Consider the following 16,262-nt stretch of genomic DNA (forward strand, 5'->3'; position numbering starts at 1 on the left):
CCGGTCCGGGCACGTCCCGGCCGCGAGCGCGCGCTGTCACCGCGTCCGCGAAAGAAGGCTTGACCATGGCTCCACCCCCCTCGGAACCCGCCGCGACGGGCAGCGTCATCACGCTCACCGTCAACGGCGAGAAGCACACCCTGCCCGTCGACCACCGCGCGACGCTGCTCGACGTGCTGCGCGAACGCCTGGATCTGACCGGCACCAAGAAGGGCTGCGACCAGGGCCAGTGCGGCGCCTGCACCGTGCTGGTCGAGGGCCGCCGCGCCGTCTCCTGTCTACAGCTCGCGGTGGCCGCTGAAGGGCGCGAGATCACCACCATCGAAGGCGTGGCCCAAGGCGGCCAACTGCACCCGGTGCAGCAGGCGTTCCTCGACCTCGACGGCTTCCAGTGCGGGTACTGCACGCCGGGGCAGATCTGTTCGGCCCTCGCCGTGCTCGACGAGCACGCGGCGGGCTGGCCGAGCGCCGCGACCGCCGACGTACGGCCCGACGCGGGCGTGCCGCCGCTGACCGCCGAGGAGATCCGGGAGCGGATGAGCGGCAACCTGTGCCGGTGCGGCGCCTATGTGTCCATCGTGCGGGCCGTCGAGCGCGCCGCCGAGGCCACGGCCGCCCCCGCCGGAACGACAGCGGCGGGCAAGGAGGCCGTGGCATGAGGGAGTTCGGCTATCTGCGCGCCCCGGACGTCCCCGGAGCCGTCGCCCTGCACGGTGCCGACGGCGGTACGCGCTTCCTCGCGGGCGGCACCAACCTCGTCGACCTCATGAAGGCGGGCGTGGAGCGCCCCGAGCGCCTCGTGGACGTCACCGGGCTGCCCCTGGGCGGGATCGAGCCGACTGCCGACGGCGGCCTGCGGATCGGCGCCACGGTCAGCAACAGCGACCTCGCCGCCCACCCCCAAGTGCGCCTCCAATACCCGGCGTTGAGCCAGGCCGTCCTCGCCGGAGCGTCCGGCCAGCTGCGGAACATGGCCACGGTCGGCGGCAACCTCCTGCAGCGCACCCGCTGCGCCTACTTCACCGACCTGGCGCAGCCGTGCAACAAGCGGACGCCCCGCAGCGGCTGCTCCGCCATCGCGGGCGAGCACCGCAACCACGCCATCCTCGGCGCCACCGAGCACTGCGTCGCGGTGCACCCCTCCGACATGGGCGTCGCGCTCGCCGCCTTCGACGCCGTCGTCTCGTACGAAACCCTGGACGGGCCCGGTGAGATGCCGCTCGCGGACTTCTACCTGCCGGTGGCCGACACTCCGCACCGGGAGACCGCCCTGCCGCCCGGCGCCCTGATCACGGGCGTCACCCTGCCATCCGCCCCGGTGGCCGCGCGCTCCCGCTACCGCAAGGTGCGCGAACGCGCCTCGTACGCCTTCGCGATCGGCTCGCTCGCCGCCGCCCTCGACGTGCGGGACGGCCTGGTCCACGACGTGCGCCTCGCCTTCGGCGCGGTCGCGTCGCGGCCCTGGCGGGCGCACGCCGCCGAGCGGGCGCTGACCGGCGGCCCGGCGAGCGCCGAGGCCTTCGCCGCCGCCGCGGACGCCGAGCTCGCGGCCGCCGCGCCCCTGCCCCACAACGGATACAAGGTGACCTTGATGCGCAACCTCGTCGTCGCCGTCCTGACCGAACTGGCCGAGGGGGCGGGCCGATGACCACCGCCACCCGCACGACGGCCGAGGCGGGCGCCGTCGGCACCGGGCACACCCGGATCGAGGGCCGCGACAAGGTCACCGGAGCCGCCCGCTACGCCGGTGAGCTGCCCTTCGACGAACTCGCCCACGGCTGGCTCGTCCTGTCCACCGTCGCCAAGGGACGCGTCCTCGGCGTGGACGCCGAACCGGTCCTCGGGCTGCCCGGCGTGCTCGCGGTGCTGCACCACGGCAACGCCCCGCGCGTCGACGCCGGGTACATGGGCACCATCGGGCCGCCCGACCCGGTCGTCGGGCTCTTCCAGCACGACCGCGTGCCGTACGCGGGCTGGCCGGTCGCCCTCGTCGTCGCCGAGACCTCCGAGCAGGCGCGCGAGGCCGCCCAGACGCTCCGGGTGCGCTACGCCGAGGAGCCGCACGACGTCGGCTTCCACGCGGGCCACGCGGACGCCTACACGCCGCAGAGCGTGCTCGGCGCGCCCAACGAGGCCACCAAGGGCGACATCGAGGCCGAACTCGCCGCGTCCGCCGTGGTGGTGGACGAGCGGTACACCACCCCCGAAGAGCACCACAACCCGATGGAGCCGCACGCGGCGGCCGCCCGCTGGGAGGGCGGCAGGCTCGAAGTCGTCGACTCCAACCAGGGCAGCCACTGGATCGCCGACGAGCTGGCCCGGCTGTTCTCGCTCGACCCGGACTCCGTGCGGGTCCGCTCCGAGCACGTCGGCGGCGCCTTCGGCTGCAAGGGCCTGCGGCCGCACCAGGTGGCCGCCGCGATGGCGGCGACGGTCCTGGACCGGCCCGTGCGCGTCGTCCTGACCCGGCGGCAGATGTTCTCGGTGGTCGGCTACCGCAGCGCGACGACCCAGCACGTGCGGCTCGGCGCCGACCCCGACGGGCGGCTGCGGGCGCTCGGGCACGTGGCGCACAGCGCGACGTCGACGCTCTTCGAGTTCGTCGAGCCCAGCGCCTCGTTCGGGCGCAACCTGTACGCGGCCGACGCCCACCACTCCGTCAACCGCATGGTGCCCCTGGACGTGCCCACGCCGACGTTCATGCGCGCGCCCGGTGAGGCGCCCGGCTCGTTCGCCCTGGAGAGCGCCCTGGACGAGCTGGCCGAGAAGTGCGGCGTCGACCCGATCGCGCTGCGCGCGCGCAACGAACCGGTCGTCGGGCCCGTGTCGGGCCTGCCCTTCGGCAGCCGCAACCTCGTCGCCTGCTTCCGCGAGGGGGCCCGGCGCTTCGGCTGGGCGGAGCGCGACCCGCGTCCGGGCACGCGCCGCGACGGGCGCTGGCTGATCGGCACCGGCACGGCCGCGGCCACGTTCTTCGTCGGAGCGTCCCCGTCCACGGCGGCCGTGACGGCGGAGCCCGACGGCACCTTCACGGTGCGGATCACCGCGTCCGACGTGGGCACCGGCGCCCGCACCGCGTTGACCCAGATCGCCGCGGACGCCCTGGAAGTGGAGCTGGACCAGGTGCGGGTGCGCATCGCGGACAGCGAGTTCGGCCTGGCGTGGCTCGCGGGCGGCTCCATGGGCACGCGCTCCTGGGGCTGGGCCGTGTCCCTGGCCGCGCGCGAGCTACGGGAGCGCCTGGCCCTGGGCGGCGCCGTACCACCGGAGGGCATCACGGCCCGGTCCGACACCAGCGACGTGCTCGCGGCCCTCGCCAAGAAGGAACGCCACTCCTACGGCGCGCAGTTCGCCGAGGTCGCCGTGGACGTCACCACCGGTGAGGTACGGGTCCGCAGGATGCTCGGCATGTTCGCCGCGGGCCGGATCGTCAACCCGCTGACCGCGCGCAGCCAGTTGGTCGGCGGGATGACGTGGGGCCTGTCGATGGCGCTGCACGAGGAGGCGGCCAGGGACGCGGCGTCCGGCACCCACGTGGGCGCCGACCTCGCGGGCTACCACTATGCCGCGCACGCCGACGTCCCCGCCATCGAGGCCGACTGGGTCGAGGACGTGGACGAGGACGACCCCGTCGGCATCAAGGGCATCGGCGAGATCGGAGTCGTGGGTGTGGCGGCGGCCGTCGCCAACGCCGTGTGGCACGCGACCGGGGTACGCCACCGGGACCTGCCGATCCGGCCGGACCGGGTGCTCCTTGCGGGCACCGGAGCCACGGCGGCACCCGGCACCCCGGCGCCCGCCGCGGACGGGGCCGGTGCCGGGGACGGTCATGCTTGACATCGCCGACGAGCTGCGGCGCCTGACCGACGCGGGCCGCGCCTTCGCCGTCGCCACCGTGGTGGCCGTCGGCGGCAGCGCCCCGCGCGGCCCCGGCGCCGCGCTCGCCGTGGACAGCGAGGGCACGGCCGTCGGTTCGGTCTCCGGCGGCTGCGTCGAGGGCGCGGTGTACGACCTGTGCCTGCGCGCGCTCCAGGAGGGCACGGCGGTGGTGGAGGAGTTCGGCTACAGCGACGAGGACGCCTTCGCCGTCGGCCTCACCTGCGGCGGCACCCTCCGGATCCTGGTCACGCCCTACGGCGCGGACTCCCCGGACCGCGCGGTGGTGGGGCAGGCGCTCGCCCGGGTCGGTGCCGGCGAGCCGACGGCCCTGGTCCGGGTGGCCCGGGGCCCGGCGGACCTGCTCGGCCGCGCCCTGCTCGTCCACGCCGACGGCACGTCCGCGGGCGGCTTCGGCGGCGCCGAAGCCCTGGACCGCACGGCCGCGGCGGAGGCCCGCGCCCTGCTCGACGCCGGGCGCACCGGCACCGTGGAGGTGTCCGAGGACGGCTCGCGCTGCCCGGGCGGCGTGACGCTGCTCGTCGAGGTGAGCGTGCCGCCGCCGCGCATGATCGTGTTCGGGGCGGTGGACTTCGCCGCGGCCCTCGTGCGCACCGGCAAACTGCTCGGCTACCACGTGACCGTGTGCGACGCCCGGCCCGTCTTCGCCACCCCGGCGCGCTTCCCCGAGGCCGACGAGGTGGTCGTGGACTGGCCGCACCGCTATCTGCGGAGCACCGGCACGGACGCCCGCACGGTGGTGTGCGTGCTCACGCACGAGGCCAAGTTCGACGTGCCCGTCCTGGAGGTGGCGCTGCGCCTGCCGGTCGCGTTCGTCGGCGCGATGGGCTCGCGCCGCACCCACGACGACCGCATGCGCCGCCTGCGCGCGGCGGGCCTCACGGAGGGCGAACTGGCGCTGCTCCACTCGCCGATCGGCCTCGACCTCGGCGCGCGCACCCCCGAGGAGACGGCGCTGTCCATCGCCGCCGAGATCGTGGCGACCCGGCGCGGCGGCACGGGCGCGTCGCTCACCGGCACGCGGGTGCCGATCCACCGGGACGGACGGGAGCGCCGGGTACCGGCGGGAGCTTGACCACGGCCGGGAGCCTGACCACGGCACGGGGCCCGGGCGGCGCGTACCGCTTCCGGGCCCCGGCACGTCAGGGCCGGACGCCCACGTCCTCGCGGGTCGACGCCTCCTTCGGCGCGGCCGACCGCCGCTCCCCGCCGCCCGGGACGCGCTCCGCCAGGAGCAGCGCGAGCGCGGCCAGCGTCATCAGGCCACCGACGAGGAACGTGCCCCGGACGCCGACGAGGGGCAGCAGCAGGCCGCCCGCGAGGGCGCCCGCGGCCACCCCGGCGTTGAACGCGGCGCTGTTCGCCGCGATGGCCGTCTCGGTGCGGCCCGGGGCGACGTCCATGACCCGGTTCTGCGTGGCCATGAAGATCGGGCCGAGCGACGCGCCGAGGAACACCATCGCCGCGGTGGCGACCACCCGCGAGCCGCCCGCCATGTACAGGCCGAGCAGCGCCACCGCCTGAGTGGCCACCGGCACCGCGAGCGTCGCGCGCGGGAACCGGTCGAGGAGCCGCCCGTACACCGCGACGCCGACGATGCCGGTGACGCCGAGGACGAGCAGCAGCGTGCTGACGGCGGACTCCGAGAACCCGCTCTCGTCGACGAGGAACTCGGAGATGTACGTGTACCCGGCGAACACCCCGGTGACCGTGAGGGCCGTGACGCCCAGGACGACCGCGAAGCGCCGCTTGTCGGGCCGCACCCCGCGGGCGGCGTGGCTCTCCTCCGGGGGCGAGGCGGGCAGGGCGGCGGCGATGACGACGAACGAGGGGACCGCGAGCGCGCCCACCACCAGGAACGGCACCTGCCAACCGGCGTGCTGCCCCAGCCAGGTGCCGCCGGGCACGCCCAGGACCAGCGCGGCCGAACCGCCCACCGAGAGCGCCCCGATGACACGCCCCCGCACGTGCGGCGGGAAGAGGCCCACCGCGACCGGCCCCATCACCGCCCAGAACAGCGCCTGGGCCACCGCCGTCACCAGTCGGCTGGCCAGCAGGACCCCGTACGAGGGGAGCAGCGCGGCCACGACGCTCGCCAGGAGCAGCGCGGCGAGCAGGGCGCACAGGACCAGACGGCGCGGCACGGACCGGGTCGCCCGGGCGATCGGCACCGAGACGAGGGCCACGGTCAGGCCGTACCCGGACACCAGGAGTCCGACGGCGGACAGCGACCGGTCCAGGTCGTCCGCCATCAGCTTGAGGATGCCGATCGGTAGGTTCTCGGTGGTGTTGAAGGCGAAGGCGCCCAGCATCAGGGCGGCGACGACGGCCACGCCGCGCCGGTTCGTCGCCTTGTCCGTCGTGTCCGTCGCCATGCGTCCTCCATGTCACGGGCGTCACATTTGCGGGTGTACACGACGGTGGGGCCGCGCCGGGGATTTCTCAAGGGCGCAGGGCGACCGTGAGGCTGCGGCCGTACGCGTGGCGCGTGGTGACGTCGATCCTGGTGCCGCCGGGGACGGCCCGTACGCGCACCCCGTCGTCGGCGTCGACGACGCGCAGCGGACGGCCGCGCAGCAGGAGCCCGACGGCGTCCCTGCCCATGGTCGGGTCGGACACGGCGACCTCGACGGATGGGGTGCCGGGCCCGCGCCGCACGAGGACCGACGCGGGCCCGTCCACCCACAGGCGCCCCGCGTCGTGGCGGCCGTCCGTGAAGGAGTTGAGGGCCGTCAGACCGAGGCCGGTGTGCGTGACCGCCTGGAGGCGCGGCGAGTTGGCGAGCACCTCGACCTCCGCGTACGACCGCAGCCGCGCCTCGCTCGCGTGCGGCAGCAGCGCGTAGGCCAGCCGCGCGGGGGCGGCTCCGGCCTCCTGCTCGACCCGCACGGCGAACACCCCGCGGGTCACGGGGGTGTCCGGGTTCGCCGTCCTGACGACGCGGAGGCTGCGCGTCACGTCGTCCAGGGCGACGCGCACCGGGGGCGTGTCCAGGAAGGCGTAGCCGACCGCGCCGCCCCGCGCGGCGTCGGCCCACCGCAGCCAGGCGAGGCGGCCGACGCCGGTGCCGCTCCAGGGCCGCCCGTCGCGCAGCGCCCCGGTGAGGGCCACACGGGCGCCCGGCGCGGAGATCCGGGTGTCGAGGGTCGTGGTCACCGCGCGCCCGGCGGTGTCCGCGACGCCTGCCGCGAGCACGACGACCTCCTCGTCGAACAGGAACCACGACTTGGTGGCACAGGCGTTGCGGTAGGTCACGAAGTCGTCCGGCAGCAGGGCGCGGTCGCGGTCGGCGACATCGCTCGACTGCACCATTCCGGCGGCGCCGTACGCACCGAGGACGGCACCGCCCGAGAACCGGTGGGTGCCGCGCGGGAAGTAGACGTACGTGTTCTGCGACTCGGAGGACGACGTGAAGCGCAGCGGGTGGGAGGGGTTGTCGTAGTAGGGCTTGCCGTAGAGCTCGGGCACGGAGCGGCGCGTCTCCACCGGGGCCGTGACCCCGGCGAGCGCGTAGGGCGAAACGGCGGTGAAGTAGTGGACCCCGAACGCGTCCGTCTGGTCCTGCCCCGACAGATACAGATAGTGGGTCCCTTCTCCTTGGAACCAGGGCAGGAGGTTCTCCCCGTTCATGTACTCGTACTTGCTGATCCGGTCCGAGCTGCGGGCGAGCGCGAACGCGTAGCCGGGTCTGCGGTGCACGGTCTTGGCCATGGCGTTGAACGCGACGCAGCGCGCGGCGGGGTTGAGGTCGGCGGCCGGGACCGACGCGTCGCCGAGGATGTCGGCGTACCGCACGATGCTGACGGGGGAGACGAACCGGCCCGGGTCGGGGGCGACGTGGGACGTCTGCCGCACGTGCTTCACATAGCTCCGCAGGGCGCGCGCGTCGTCGCCGCGCGCGAGCGACGCCAGGTCGACGACGGCCTCGACGACCACGCCCACGTCGGCGTATCCGCTGTCGGTGCGGGACACCGCCCGGCCCTTGACGATCTCCATCATCCAGCCCTCGAAGATCACCGGGGCGAACCCGTCCCGCACCCACCGCAGCACGACCGGCACCAGCTCCTCGCCGTGCGCGAACCCCGTCCCGTCGAGGAACTTCAGGGTCTGCGTCACCCGGGTGAGGAGCCCCTTGCCGTATGAGCCCGTGTAGGCGACGGAGGAGTGCTGGAGGAACGATCCGTCGGCGTAGTAGCCGTCCGTCACGCCGTGCTTGAGGTCGTAGGGGTCGATGGTGGCGAACACCGTGAGCTGGTCGGTGAGCGCCTTGCGCACCCGCGCGTCGTCGGCGAGCAGCACGCCCTGGAGGACGCGGTTGGTGGTGATGTCCGCGAGGTTGGCCCCGGTGTGGAACCGGGAGTCGAGGTTCACGTCCCCGCCGACGCCGTTGCGCAGATACGCGTCCATGGAGGCGACGTACGTGCGGATCAGCTCGGGACGGTACGCGCGGACCGCGTCGGCGAGGAGCACCAGCGTCTTGCTGATGTGCTGGGAGATGCCAATCTCCCAGTGGAACCAGTTGCCGTAGTAGCCCTTGGCCTGGTCGCCGTAGTAGCGCTCGTGCAGCCATCCGAGGCCGTCGACGACGCGGCGCTGCACGGCGGTGTCGCCGTACAGGTCGGGGGCGGGGAGCCCGGGCGTGCGGGTGGCGAGCGCGATCTCGTACAGCTTGCGGAAGGCGGTGTTGAGGTTGGCCTCGTCGCTGCCGAGCACGAGGCCGTCGAACAGCTCGTCCGGTCCCGCCTCGTCGAGCGCCTTCAGGTTCGCCCGCGCGGTGCGCTCGACGGCGGCGAGCTTGGCGCGGGTCTCGGGCCTGGCGTTGGACTCCGGAGTCCCGGCGAACACGGCCACCACGTTGGCGACGAGGCGGTCCCGGTCGGCCGCGCTCGCCTGCCGCCGGGGGACGACGCTCAGCAGCCCGGCGGCGGCGAGCGCGGAGAGCAGACGTCTGCGGGTGAGGTCCATGGGGTCCTCCGCGAGTGGGGGTGGCCTGTCGGCGGCGGAGTCAAGCAGAGGGGAGGGGGCCGGGCAAGGGGACGGGCCGACGCGGAGCGATCCGGCGCGTCCCGGCACGACGACGTCCCCCGCCCGGCGGTGGTGGCCGCCGGGCGGGGGACGTCGGTAGAGGGCCGTCCGAGGCCGTGGCTCAACGCCCCTGGAGGCGCTTGACGTTGTCGCCGAACGTCCAGTTCCGCGAGCCGTCCCAGTTGATCGACCAGGTCATCAGGCCCTTGAGGGCGCCGTTGTAGTTGTTCCAGGCCTGTGCGACCAGGCTCGGCGACATGTGGCCGCCGCCCGCGCCGGGCTGCGCGGGAAGGCCCGGCACCTGCTTGTCGTAGGGGACCTTGATGGTGGTGCCCTGGATGTTCAGGCCCTTGTTGAGGCAGTCGGTCTGGGCGACGAAGCCCTGGACGGTGCCCGCGGAGTAGGAGTCACCGGCGCAGCCGTACATGCTGCCGTTGTAGTACTGCATGTTCAGCCACCATAGGCGGCCGTTGTCCGCGTACTTCTTCACGATCGGCAGGTACGCGCCCCAGATCGAGCCGTACACCACGCTGCCGCCGGTGACGTACGCCGTCTCCGGGGCCATCGTCAGGCCGAAGTTGGGCGGCATCTGGGCGAGCACGCCGTCGATGATGCGGATGAGGTTGGACTGGGACGGCGAGAGCTGGTTGATGTTGCCGCCGCCGACGAGGCCGGTCTCGATGTCGATGTCGATCCCGTCGAAGTTGTACTTCTTGAGGATCGGCACGATCGTCTGGACGAAGCGGTCGGCCACCGCGCTCGAACTCAGGTCGATGCCGGCCGCCGCGCCGCCGATCGACATGAGGATCGTGGCGCCGTTCGCTTTGGCCTGGCACATCTCCGACGGCGTCGCCACCTTCACGGTGGCGTCCATGCCGTCCTCCCACAGGACCGTGCCGTCGGAGCGGATCACGGGGAAGGCGGCGTTGATCACGTTGTAGCCGTGGGCGCCGATGCGGGAGTCGGTGATGGGGGTCCAGCCGAACGGCGGGTGGACCCCGTTCGACGCGCCGTCCCAGTTCTCCCAGTAGCCCTGGAGGACCTTGCCCGCGGGTTTGGACTTGACCGGGCAGGTCTCGTCCCGCGCTGCCGTCGGCGCGTCCGGCGCCGCCGCGGCGGGCAACTGTGCCGCGAAGGCCAGCGCCAGGGCCGCTCCCAACAGACGTACCGTCCGACCGATCATGGCGTGCTCCCTCGGGGAGGCCTTGCTGCGGATGGGATGTGATGCGGCCGACGGTAAGTAGGTATAGACCTGTCGTCAATAGGTCTGGTCCAATCTGAAACTGTCGGCGCGTCAGGCGCCGAGCCGCCAGCCCTCGCCCTCCGGTACGACGCGGCCCCCCGTCGGCGGGGCGAAGTGGGTGCCGAGCAGGAGCGCGCCGGTGTCCGCGGCCGTGCCGAGCAGGGCGCGGCGGGTCCTGCGGGCCAGGCCGGGGTCGATGTCCACGCAGCTGTTGATCTCCGGGTGCGCCAGCTGGACGGGGTGGTGGACGGCGTCCCCGGTGATCAGTGCGGTGGCGTCGCCGTCGCCCAGCTCCACGGCGACTTGGCCGGGGGTGTGGCCGGGGGCCGGGAGGAGGCGCAGGCCCGGCGCGAGCGCGACGGGGCCCTCCGTGATGTCCGCGAAGTCGAGCAGGCCCGCCTCGTGGACCGGGTGCACGGAGTCCCGGAACATCTGGCGCCGGGACTCCTCCAGCTCCGCCGTCGCCCAGTGGTCCCACTCCGTGCGGGTGGTGAGGTAGCGGGCGTTGGGGAAGGTCGGCACCCAACTCCCGCCGTCCAGGCGGGTGTTCCAGCCGACGTGGTCGGCGTGCAGATGGGTGAGGATCACCAGGTCCACGGACTCGGGCGGGAAGCCCGCGGCGGTGAGCCGGTCGAGGTAGTCGGTGTCCAGGTCGTTCCAGGCGGGCAGCGCGCGCTGCTTGCCGTTGCCGATGCCCGTGTCGACGAGGATCCGCCGCCCGTCGACGGTGAACGCGAAGCTGTGGCTGGACGCGCGCAGCACGCCGTCGGCGTCGGCGAAGTCCGGGGCGAGCCACGGCGTTCCGGTGACGGTGTCCGCGGTGGCGTCGGGCAGCAGCCAGGCGCCCGTCTCGGGAGGGAAGTCGATCTCGTCGACGCGGTGCACGGCGACGCTCCCGACGGTCCAGGTGGGGGCGGGGTGGTGGGTCATGGGTGCTCCGTGTCTCGAAGGGGTGCCGGAGGGGTGCCGGACGGGATGGATGCGTGGCCCCCGGCGGCTAAAAGCAATGCCTTTGCGTTAGTGGAGGCTAGCCCCTAGGGTGACCTAAAGCAAACACTTAGCTTTTGCTGTTCCGTCTGATGGCGCCTGATTCCGCCCGGTCCCCTCTGGAAGGACACACCCCCATGCCCCCTGCCGACCTCGACCGCCACGACGCGGCCCGCTGGGCCCGCCGCGCGGGGCTTCCGTTGGCCGATGAACGCCTCGACGCCGTGGCCGCCACCGCCGCGCACATCCACGCCGTCGTCGCGACCCTGCGCGAGCTCGACCTCACCGGCGTGGCGCCCGCGCCCGCCGGGGCGGAGGTGCGCGATGCGGCCGTATGAGCTGACCCTCGCCGCCGCGGCCGCCGCGATCGCCGCGCGCGAGCTGTCCCCGGTCGAACTCACCGCGTCGGTCCTGGAGCGCGTCGCGGAGGTGGAGCCGCGCCTCAACGCCTATGTGGAGGTGCGGGCCGAAGCCGCCCGCCGCGCCGCCGAGCAGGCGCAGCGCGACCTCGCCGCCGGGCGTGCGCGCGGCCCCCTGCACGGCGTCCCGTTCGCCCTGAAGGACCTCATCGACGTCAAGGGGCAGCCCACCAGCGCCAGTTCCCGTGTCCGTGACGGCCATGTGGCGGACGCCGACAGCGCGGTGGCCGCCCGGCTCGCGGCGGCGGGCGCCGTCCTGCTAGGCAAGGCCCACACGCACGAGTTCGCGTACGGCCTGACGACGCCGCAGACCCGCAACGCCTGGGCCGCCGACCGGGTCGCGGGCGGGTCGAGCGGCGGCTCGGCCGTCGCCGTGGCGGCCGGAGCCGCGCTCTTCTCGATCGGCACCGACACCGGCGGCTCCATCCGGGTCCCCGCCGCGCTCAACGGCGTCGTCGGCCTGAAGCCCACCTACGGCCTGGTGCCCACGCGCGGAGTGACCTCCCTGTCCTGGTCCCTCGACCACGTCGGCCCCCTCGCGCGCACGGTCCAGGACGCCGCACTCGTGCTGCCCGCCCTCACCGGAGACACCCATCTCCCCTATGAGGAAGGGGACCTGACGGGCCTTCGGGTCGGCGTCCCCGCCAACTACTACTTCGACCGCGTCACGCCCGACGTCGAAGCCGCCGTACGGGCCGCCGTCGAGCGCCTGCGCGAGCTCGGTGCCGACCTCGTGGACGTGACGATCCCAATGACCCGCTACGTCCAGGCGATCCAGTGGGGCCTGATGGTCCCCGAAGCCAGCGCGAACCACGAGCGGACGCTGCGCACGACGCCCGAGCTGTACGGGGACGACGTCCGCGTCCTCCTTGAGGCGGGCGAGCTGTTCCACGCGGGCGACTACCTGCGGGCCCAGCGCGCCCGCACCCTGATGCGGCAGGAGTGGGCGCGGCTCCTGGAGGAGGTCGACGTCGTCGCCGCGCCCGCCGTGCCGCTCACCGCGGCCCACGCCGGGCAGCAGACCGTGCAGTGGCCCGACGGCACGGCCGAGAGCGTGCCGGACGCCTACGTACGCCTGTCCGCGCCCGCCAACATCACCGGACTGCCCGCCCTGACCGTGCCCGTCGGCCGCGACGGCGCGGGCCTTCCCCTGGGCATGCAGCTCATCGGGCGCCCGCGCGGGGAGCGGACGCTGCTGCGCGCCGGGCAGGCGTACGAACGGACGCGGCCGGACCCGGGGGCACTCGCTCCGACGCCGGTCACCGCGCCCGACCCGGTCGCCGCGGCGGCCTGAGCGCCCCGCAGGGGCCGGGCTCCCCGCCCGTAGAAGCTAGGAATGCGCGTTAAGGTGAACGGCATGAGTCCCAGGCCCATGGCCCGACCCGGCGGGCGCAGCGCCCGGGTGCAGGCGTCCGTGCACGCCGCCGTGCGCGAGCTGGAGGCGGAGCAGGGCCGCGCGGCCCTGACCGTCCCGCTGGTCGCGGCGCGGGCCGGGGTCACGCCGTCCACGGTCTACCGCCGCTGGGGCGACCTCCAGGAACTCCTGTCGGACGTCGCGGTCGAGCGGCTGCGGCCCGAGGCGGACCCCGCGGACCACGGCGGCTTCCGCGCCGACCTGACGGCGTGGGCCGAGCACTTCCTGGAGGAGATGTCGTCGGCGCCGGGCCGCGCCTATCTGCGCGACGCGCTCCTCGGCGACCCCGAGAGCGGCAACGCGAGCCGCTGCTCGGACTACTCCGCCGAGCACATCGACCTGCTCCTGGCCCGCGCCGCCGAGCGGGGCGAGCGGGGGCTGCCGGAGCGCGAGGCCGTCATGGACCACGTGGTCGCGCCGCTGCTGTTCCGGATCCTGTTCCGGCCGGACGGCCTGGCACCGGAGTTCGCGCGCGACCTCGTGGACGCGGTCCTCACCTCGAACGCCCGCTGAGCACCGCCCGGGGGCCGGGGCGCCCCGGCCCCCGGGCGGCGCGCGTCAGGACTCCCGCGCCGTCAGCTCCGCCCGGACCTGCCGCGCGGCGGCGACCAGGTTCTCCAGGGACGCCCGGGTCTCCGGCCAGCCGCGCGTCTTCAGGCCGCAGTCCGGGTTGACCCACAGCCGCCCGGCCGGGATGGCCTCAAGTCCCTTGCGCAGCAGGGCGGCCGCCTCGTCGGAGCCCGGCACCCGCGGCGAGTGGATGTCGTACACGCCGGGCCCCACCTCGCGCGGATAGCCCGCGGCGGCCAGCTCGTCCGCGACCCGCATGTGCGAGCGGGCCGCCTCCAGGCTGATGACGTCCGCGTCGAGGTCGTCGATGGCCTGGAGGACGTCGCCGAACTCCGCGTAGCACATGTGGGTGTGGATCTGCGTCTCGGGCCGCACGCCGCTCGTGGTGAGCCGGAAGGACTCCGTCGCCCACCGCAGGTACGCGGCCCGGTCCGCGGCGCGCAGGGGCAGCGTCTCGCGCAGCGCGGGCTCGTCGACCTGGATCACCGACGTGCCCGCCGCCTCCAGGTCGTTCACCTCGTCGCGCAGGGCGAGCGCCACCTGGCGCGCGGTGTCGCCGAGCGGCTGGTCGTCGCGGACGAACGACCACGCGAGCATGGTCACCGGCCCGGTCAGCATGCCCTTGACCGGCCGGTCGGTGAGCGCGTTCGCGTACGAGGTCCAGCGCACCGTCATCGGCTGCGGGCGCGAGATGTCACCGGCGAGCACCGGCGGCCGCACATAGCGCGTGCCGTACGACTGGACCCAGCCGTGCCGGGTCGCCAGATAGCCGGTGAGCTGCTCGGCGAAGTACTGGACCATGTCGTTGCGCTCGGGCTCGCCGTGCACCAGGACGTCGATGCCCGCCTTCTCCTGGAAGGCGAGCACCGCCTGGATCTCGGACTCGATGCGCTCCTCGTACTGGGCCGCGTCGATCCGGCCCGCGCGCAGGTCGGCGCGGGCCGTTCGCAACTCGGTGGTCTGCGGGAACGAGCCGATGGTGGTCGTCGGGAGCAGCGGCAGGCCCAGGCTCGCGCGCTGCGCGGCGGCCCGCTCCGGATAGGGCTGCGCGCGCCGGGCGTCGGCGGGGGTCGCGGCGGCGGCGCGCTCGCGCACCGCCGGGTCGTGGGTGAGCGCGGAGCCCGCCCGCGACGCCAGGTCGGCGCGGTTCGCGGCGAGTTCGGCGGCGATGGTGTCCGGGCCCTGGGACAGCCCGCGGGCCAGGGTGACCAGCTCGGTCGTCTTCTGCCGGGCGAAGGCGAGCCAGCGGGCGACCTGCGGGTCGATGTCGCGCTCGACGGCGGCGTCCAGCGGCACGTGCAGCAGGGAGCAGGAGGCGGCGACGTCCACGCGGTCGGCGAGCCCGAGCAGGGTGCCGAGGGTGCTGAGGGACTTCTCCAGGTTGTTGATCCAGATGTTGCGCCCGTCGACGACCCCCGCGACCAGGCGCTTGCCGGGCAGGCCGCCCGCCCGCGCGAGGTCGTCGAGGTTGGCGGCGGCGGGCCCCGTGAAGTCGACGGCCAGTCCGTCGACGGGCGCCTTGGCGAGCACCGGGAGCGCCTCGCCGAGCCGGTCGAAGTAGGAGGCGACGAGCAGCTTCGGGCGGTCGTCGAGCGCGCCCAGGTCGCGGTAGGCGCGGGCCGCCGCGTTCAGGTCGGCGGGCGTGCGGTCCTGGACGAGCGCGGGCTCGTCCAGCTGCACCCAGGCGGCGCCCGCCGCCCGCAGGTCGGCGAGGACCTCCGCGTACACGGGAAGCAGCCGGTCCAGGAGGGTCAGCGGCTCGAAGCCCGGGTCGACGTCCGGCGCGGGCTTGGCGAGCAGCAGATAGGTGACCGGGCCGACGAGCACGGGGCGCGCGGCGAGGCCGAGCGCGAGCGCCTCCTTCACCTCGGCGACCTGCTTCGTCGCGTCCGCCGCGAAGACCGTGTCCGGGCCCAGCTCCGGCACCAGGTAGTGGTAGTTGGTGTCGAACCACTTGGTCATTTCGAGGGGCGCCACCTCCGCGGTGCCCCGGGCCATCGCGAAGTAGCCGTCCAGCGGGTCCGCCGCGACGGCGGCGCGGTGCCGGGCGGGGATCGCGCCGACCATCACGCTGGTGTCCAGGACGTGGTCGTAGTACGAGAAGTCGCCGGTCGGGACCTCGTGGACACCGGCGTCCGCGAGCTGCTCCCAGTTCGTGCGGCGCAGCAGGGCCGCCGTCTCCCGCAGGCCCTCGGCGCTCACGCGGCCCTTCCAGTAGCCCTCGACGGCCTTCTTCAACTCCCGGTCTGCGCCCTGACGGGGGTAGCCGTACACGGTGGCCCGTGCCGCCGCGGCTGCGGACTTGTCTGTCACAGAACTCTCCTTCGCGAGCAATGTCGTATGGGTCCCGGGACGATCGGGAGCGCGAAGGAGGAACAGACCGGCCGACCGGCCGCGGCCGTCGATGGCCGCGCGCCTGTGCCCGATGTGTACGCCGACCCGCCCACGAGGTCACCGGTGAGCCGCGCACGCCGGGGCGCGCACGGGCAACGGGCAGGTCTTCGGACTCGCGGGCGAGACCTCCGAGGAGGTCACCTACTGGCCGTCGCTTCCCGGGTCCGTGCCGGACCCAGTGCGTATGACGGCGGTCGTTCCCACTCACCGCTGCGGGGCAGTCCCGGATTCCCACCGGGTTCCCTCTTACGACGCCACTGCCTGGCGGGCAGGACGAACCAGTCGCGCCGCAAGCGTAGGTGATGAACCCCTG

12 protein-coding genes and 1 riboswitch are annotated in these 16,262 nt (G+C 74.2%); of the genes, 7 read left to right on the top strand and 5 right to left on the bottom strand.

What is annotated here, in order from left to right; translation table 11 throughout:
* Positions 1-65 precede the first annotated feature (65 nt).
* The 4 genes from ACIG3E_RS16650 to ACIG3E_RS16665 are packed head-to-tail and all read left to right on the top strand — an operon-like array spanning position 66 to position 4,972.
* Complete coding sequence (locus ACIG3E_RS16650; RefSeq protein ID WP_399616301.1) at positions 66-659, top strand: (2Fe-2S)-binding protein; 594 nt, start codon at positions 66-68, stop codon at positions 657-659.
* Positions 656-1,648 carry an FAD binding domain-containing protein gene (locus tag ACIG3E_RS16655; protein WP_399616303.1) on the top strand — a complete coding sequence of 331 codons (993 nt, stop codon included), beginning with the start codon at positions 656-658 and terminating at the stop codon, positions 1,646-1,648. Before ACIG3E_RS16650 ends, ACIG3E_RS16655 begins: the two co-directional genes overlap by 4 nt.
* Positions 1,645-3,837 carry a xanthine dehydrogenase family protein molybdopterin-binding subunit gene (locus tag ACIG3E_RS16660; RefSeq protein ID WP_399616305.1) on the top strand — a complete coding sequence of 731 codons (2,193 nt, stop codon included), beginning with the start codon at positions 1,645-1,647 and terminating at the stop codon, positions 3,835-3,837. The genes ACIG3E_RS16655 and ACIG3E_RS16660 overlap by 4 nt, the downstream gene beginning before the upstream one ends.
* On the top strand, positions 3,830-4,972 hold the full coding sequence (locus ACIG3E_RS16665) for an XdhC family protein (protein WP_399616307.1): 1,143 nt from the start codon (positions 3,830-3,832) through the stop codon (positions 4,970-4,972). Before ACIG3E_RS16660 ends, ACIG3E_RS16665 begins: the two co-directional genes overlap by 8 nt.
* A gap of 67 nt (positions 4,973-5,039) precedes the next feature.
* Here the strand turns inward: ACIG3E_RS16665 and ACIG3E_RS16670 are convergent, their stop codons facing one another.
* The 4 genes from ACIG3E_RS16670 to ACIG3E_RS16685 form a co-directional block, all read right to left on the bottom strand.
* Positions 5,040-6,272, bottom strand: a complete 1,233-nt coding sequence (locus ACIG3E_RS16670; RefSeq protein ID WP_399616309.1) for an MFS transporter — start codon at positions 6,270-6,272, stop codon at positions 5,040-5,042.
* Positions 6,273-6,339: 67 nt separating this feature from the next.
* Positions 6,340-8,862 (bottom strand): polysaccharide lyase family 8 super-sandwich domain-containing protein, encoded by a 2,523-nt coding sequence (locus tag ACIG3E_RS16675; protein WP_399616311.1) that lies wholly within the window; start codon positions 8,860-8,862, stop codon positions 6,340-6,342.
* Between the two features lie 181 nt (positions 8,863-9,043).
* Complete coding sequence (locus tag ACIG3E_RS16680) at positions 9,044-10,105, bottom strand: chitinase (RefSeq protein ID WP_399616313.1); 1,062 nt, start codon at positions 10,103-10,105, stop codon at positions 9,044-9,046.
* A 111-nt stretch (positions 10,106-10,216) separates the two neighbouring features.
* Entirely contained in the window at positions 10,217-11,095 is an 879-nt protein-coding gene (locus ACIG3E_RS16685) for an MBL fold metallo-hydrolase (RefSeq protein WP_399616315.1), read from the bottom strand.
* A 194-nt stretch (positions 11,096-11,289) separates the two neighbouring features.
* Between ACIG3E_RS16685 and ACIG3E_RS16690 the strand changes: the two genes are divergently transcribed.
* The 3 genes from ACIG3E_RS16690 to ACIG3E_RS16700 all read left to right on the top strand — a co-directional run bounded on the left by ACIG3E_RS16690 (position 11,290) and on the right by ACIG3E_RS16700 (position 13,498).
* On the top strand, positions 11,290-11,490 hold the full coding sequence (locus ACIG3E_RS16690; RefSeq protein WP_242727713.1) for a hypothetical protein: 201 nt from the start codon (positions 11,290-11,292) through the stop codon (positions 11,488-11,490).
* Complete coding sequence (locus tag ACIG3E_RS16695; RefSeq protein WP_399616318.1) at positions 11,477-12,865, top strand: amidase; 1,389 nt, start codon at positions 11,477-11,479, stop codon at positions 12,863-12,865. Before ACIG3E_RS16690 ends, ACIG3E_RS16695 begins: the two co-directional genes overlap by 14 nt.
* Before the next feature lie 63 nt (positions 12,866-12,928).
* Positions 12,929-13,498, top strand: coding sequence for a TetR/AcrR family transcriptional regulator (locus ACIG3E_RS16700; RefSeq protein WP_399616320.1), 570 nt, complete (start codon positions 12,929-12,931; stop codon positions 13,496-13,498).
* A gap of 45 nt (positions 13,499-13,543) precedes the next feature.
* Here ACIG3E_RS16700 and metE read toward each other — a convergent pair whose 3' ends face one another.
* Complete coding sequence (gene metE / locus ACIG3E_RS16705) at positions 13,544-15,868, bottom strand: 5-methyltetrahydropteroyltriglutamate--homocysteine S-methyltransferase (protein ID WP_399616322.1); 2,325 nt, start codon at positions 15,866-15,868, stop codon at positions 13,544-13,546.
* A gap of 161 nt (positions 15,869-16,029) precedes the next feature.
* Positions 16,030-16,247, bottom strand: a riboswitch (cobalamin riboswitch).
* Positions 16,248-16,262: the final 15 nt, after the last annotated feature.

It is taken from the genome of Streptomyces sp. NPDC053474 (assembly GCF_044544845.1).
Lineage (GTDB): Bacteria > Actinomycetota > Actinomycetes > Streptomycetales > Streptomycetaceae > Streptomyces.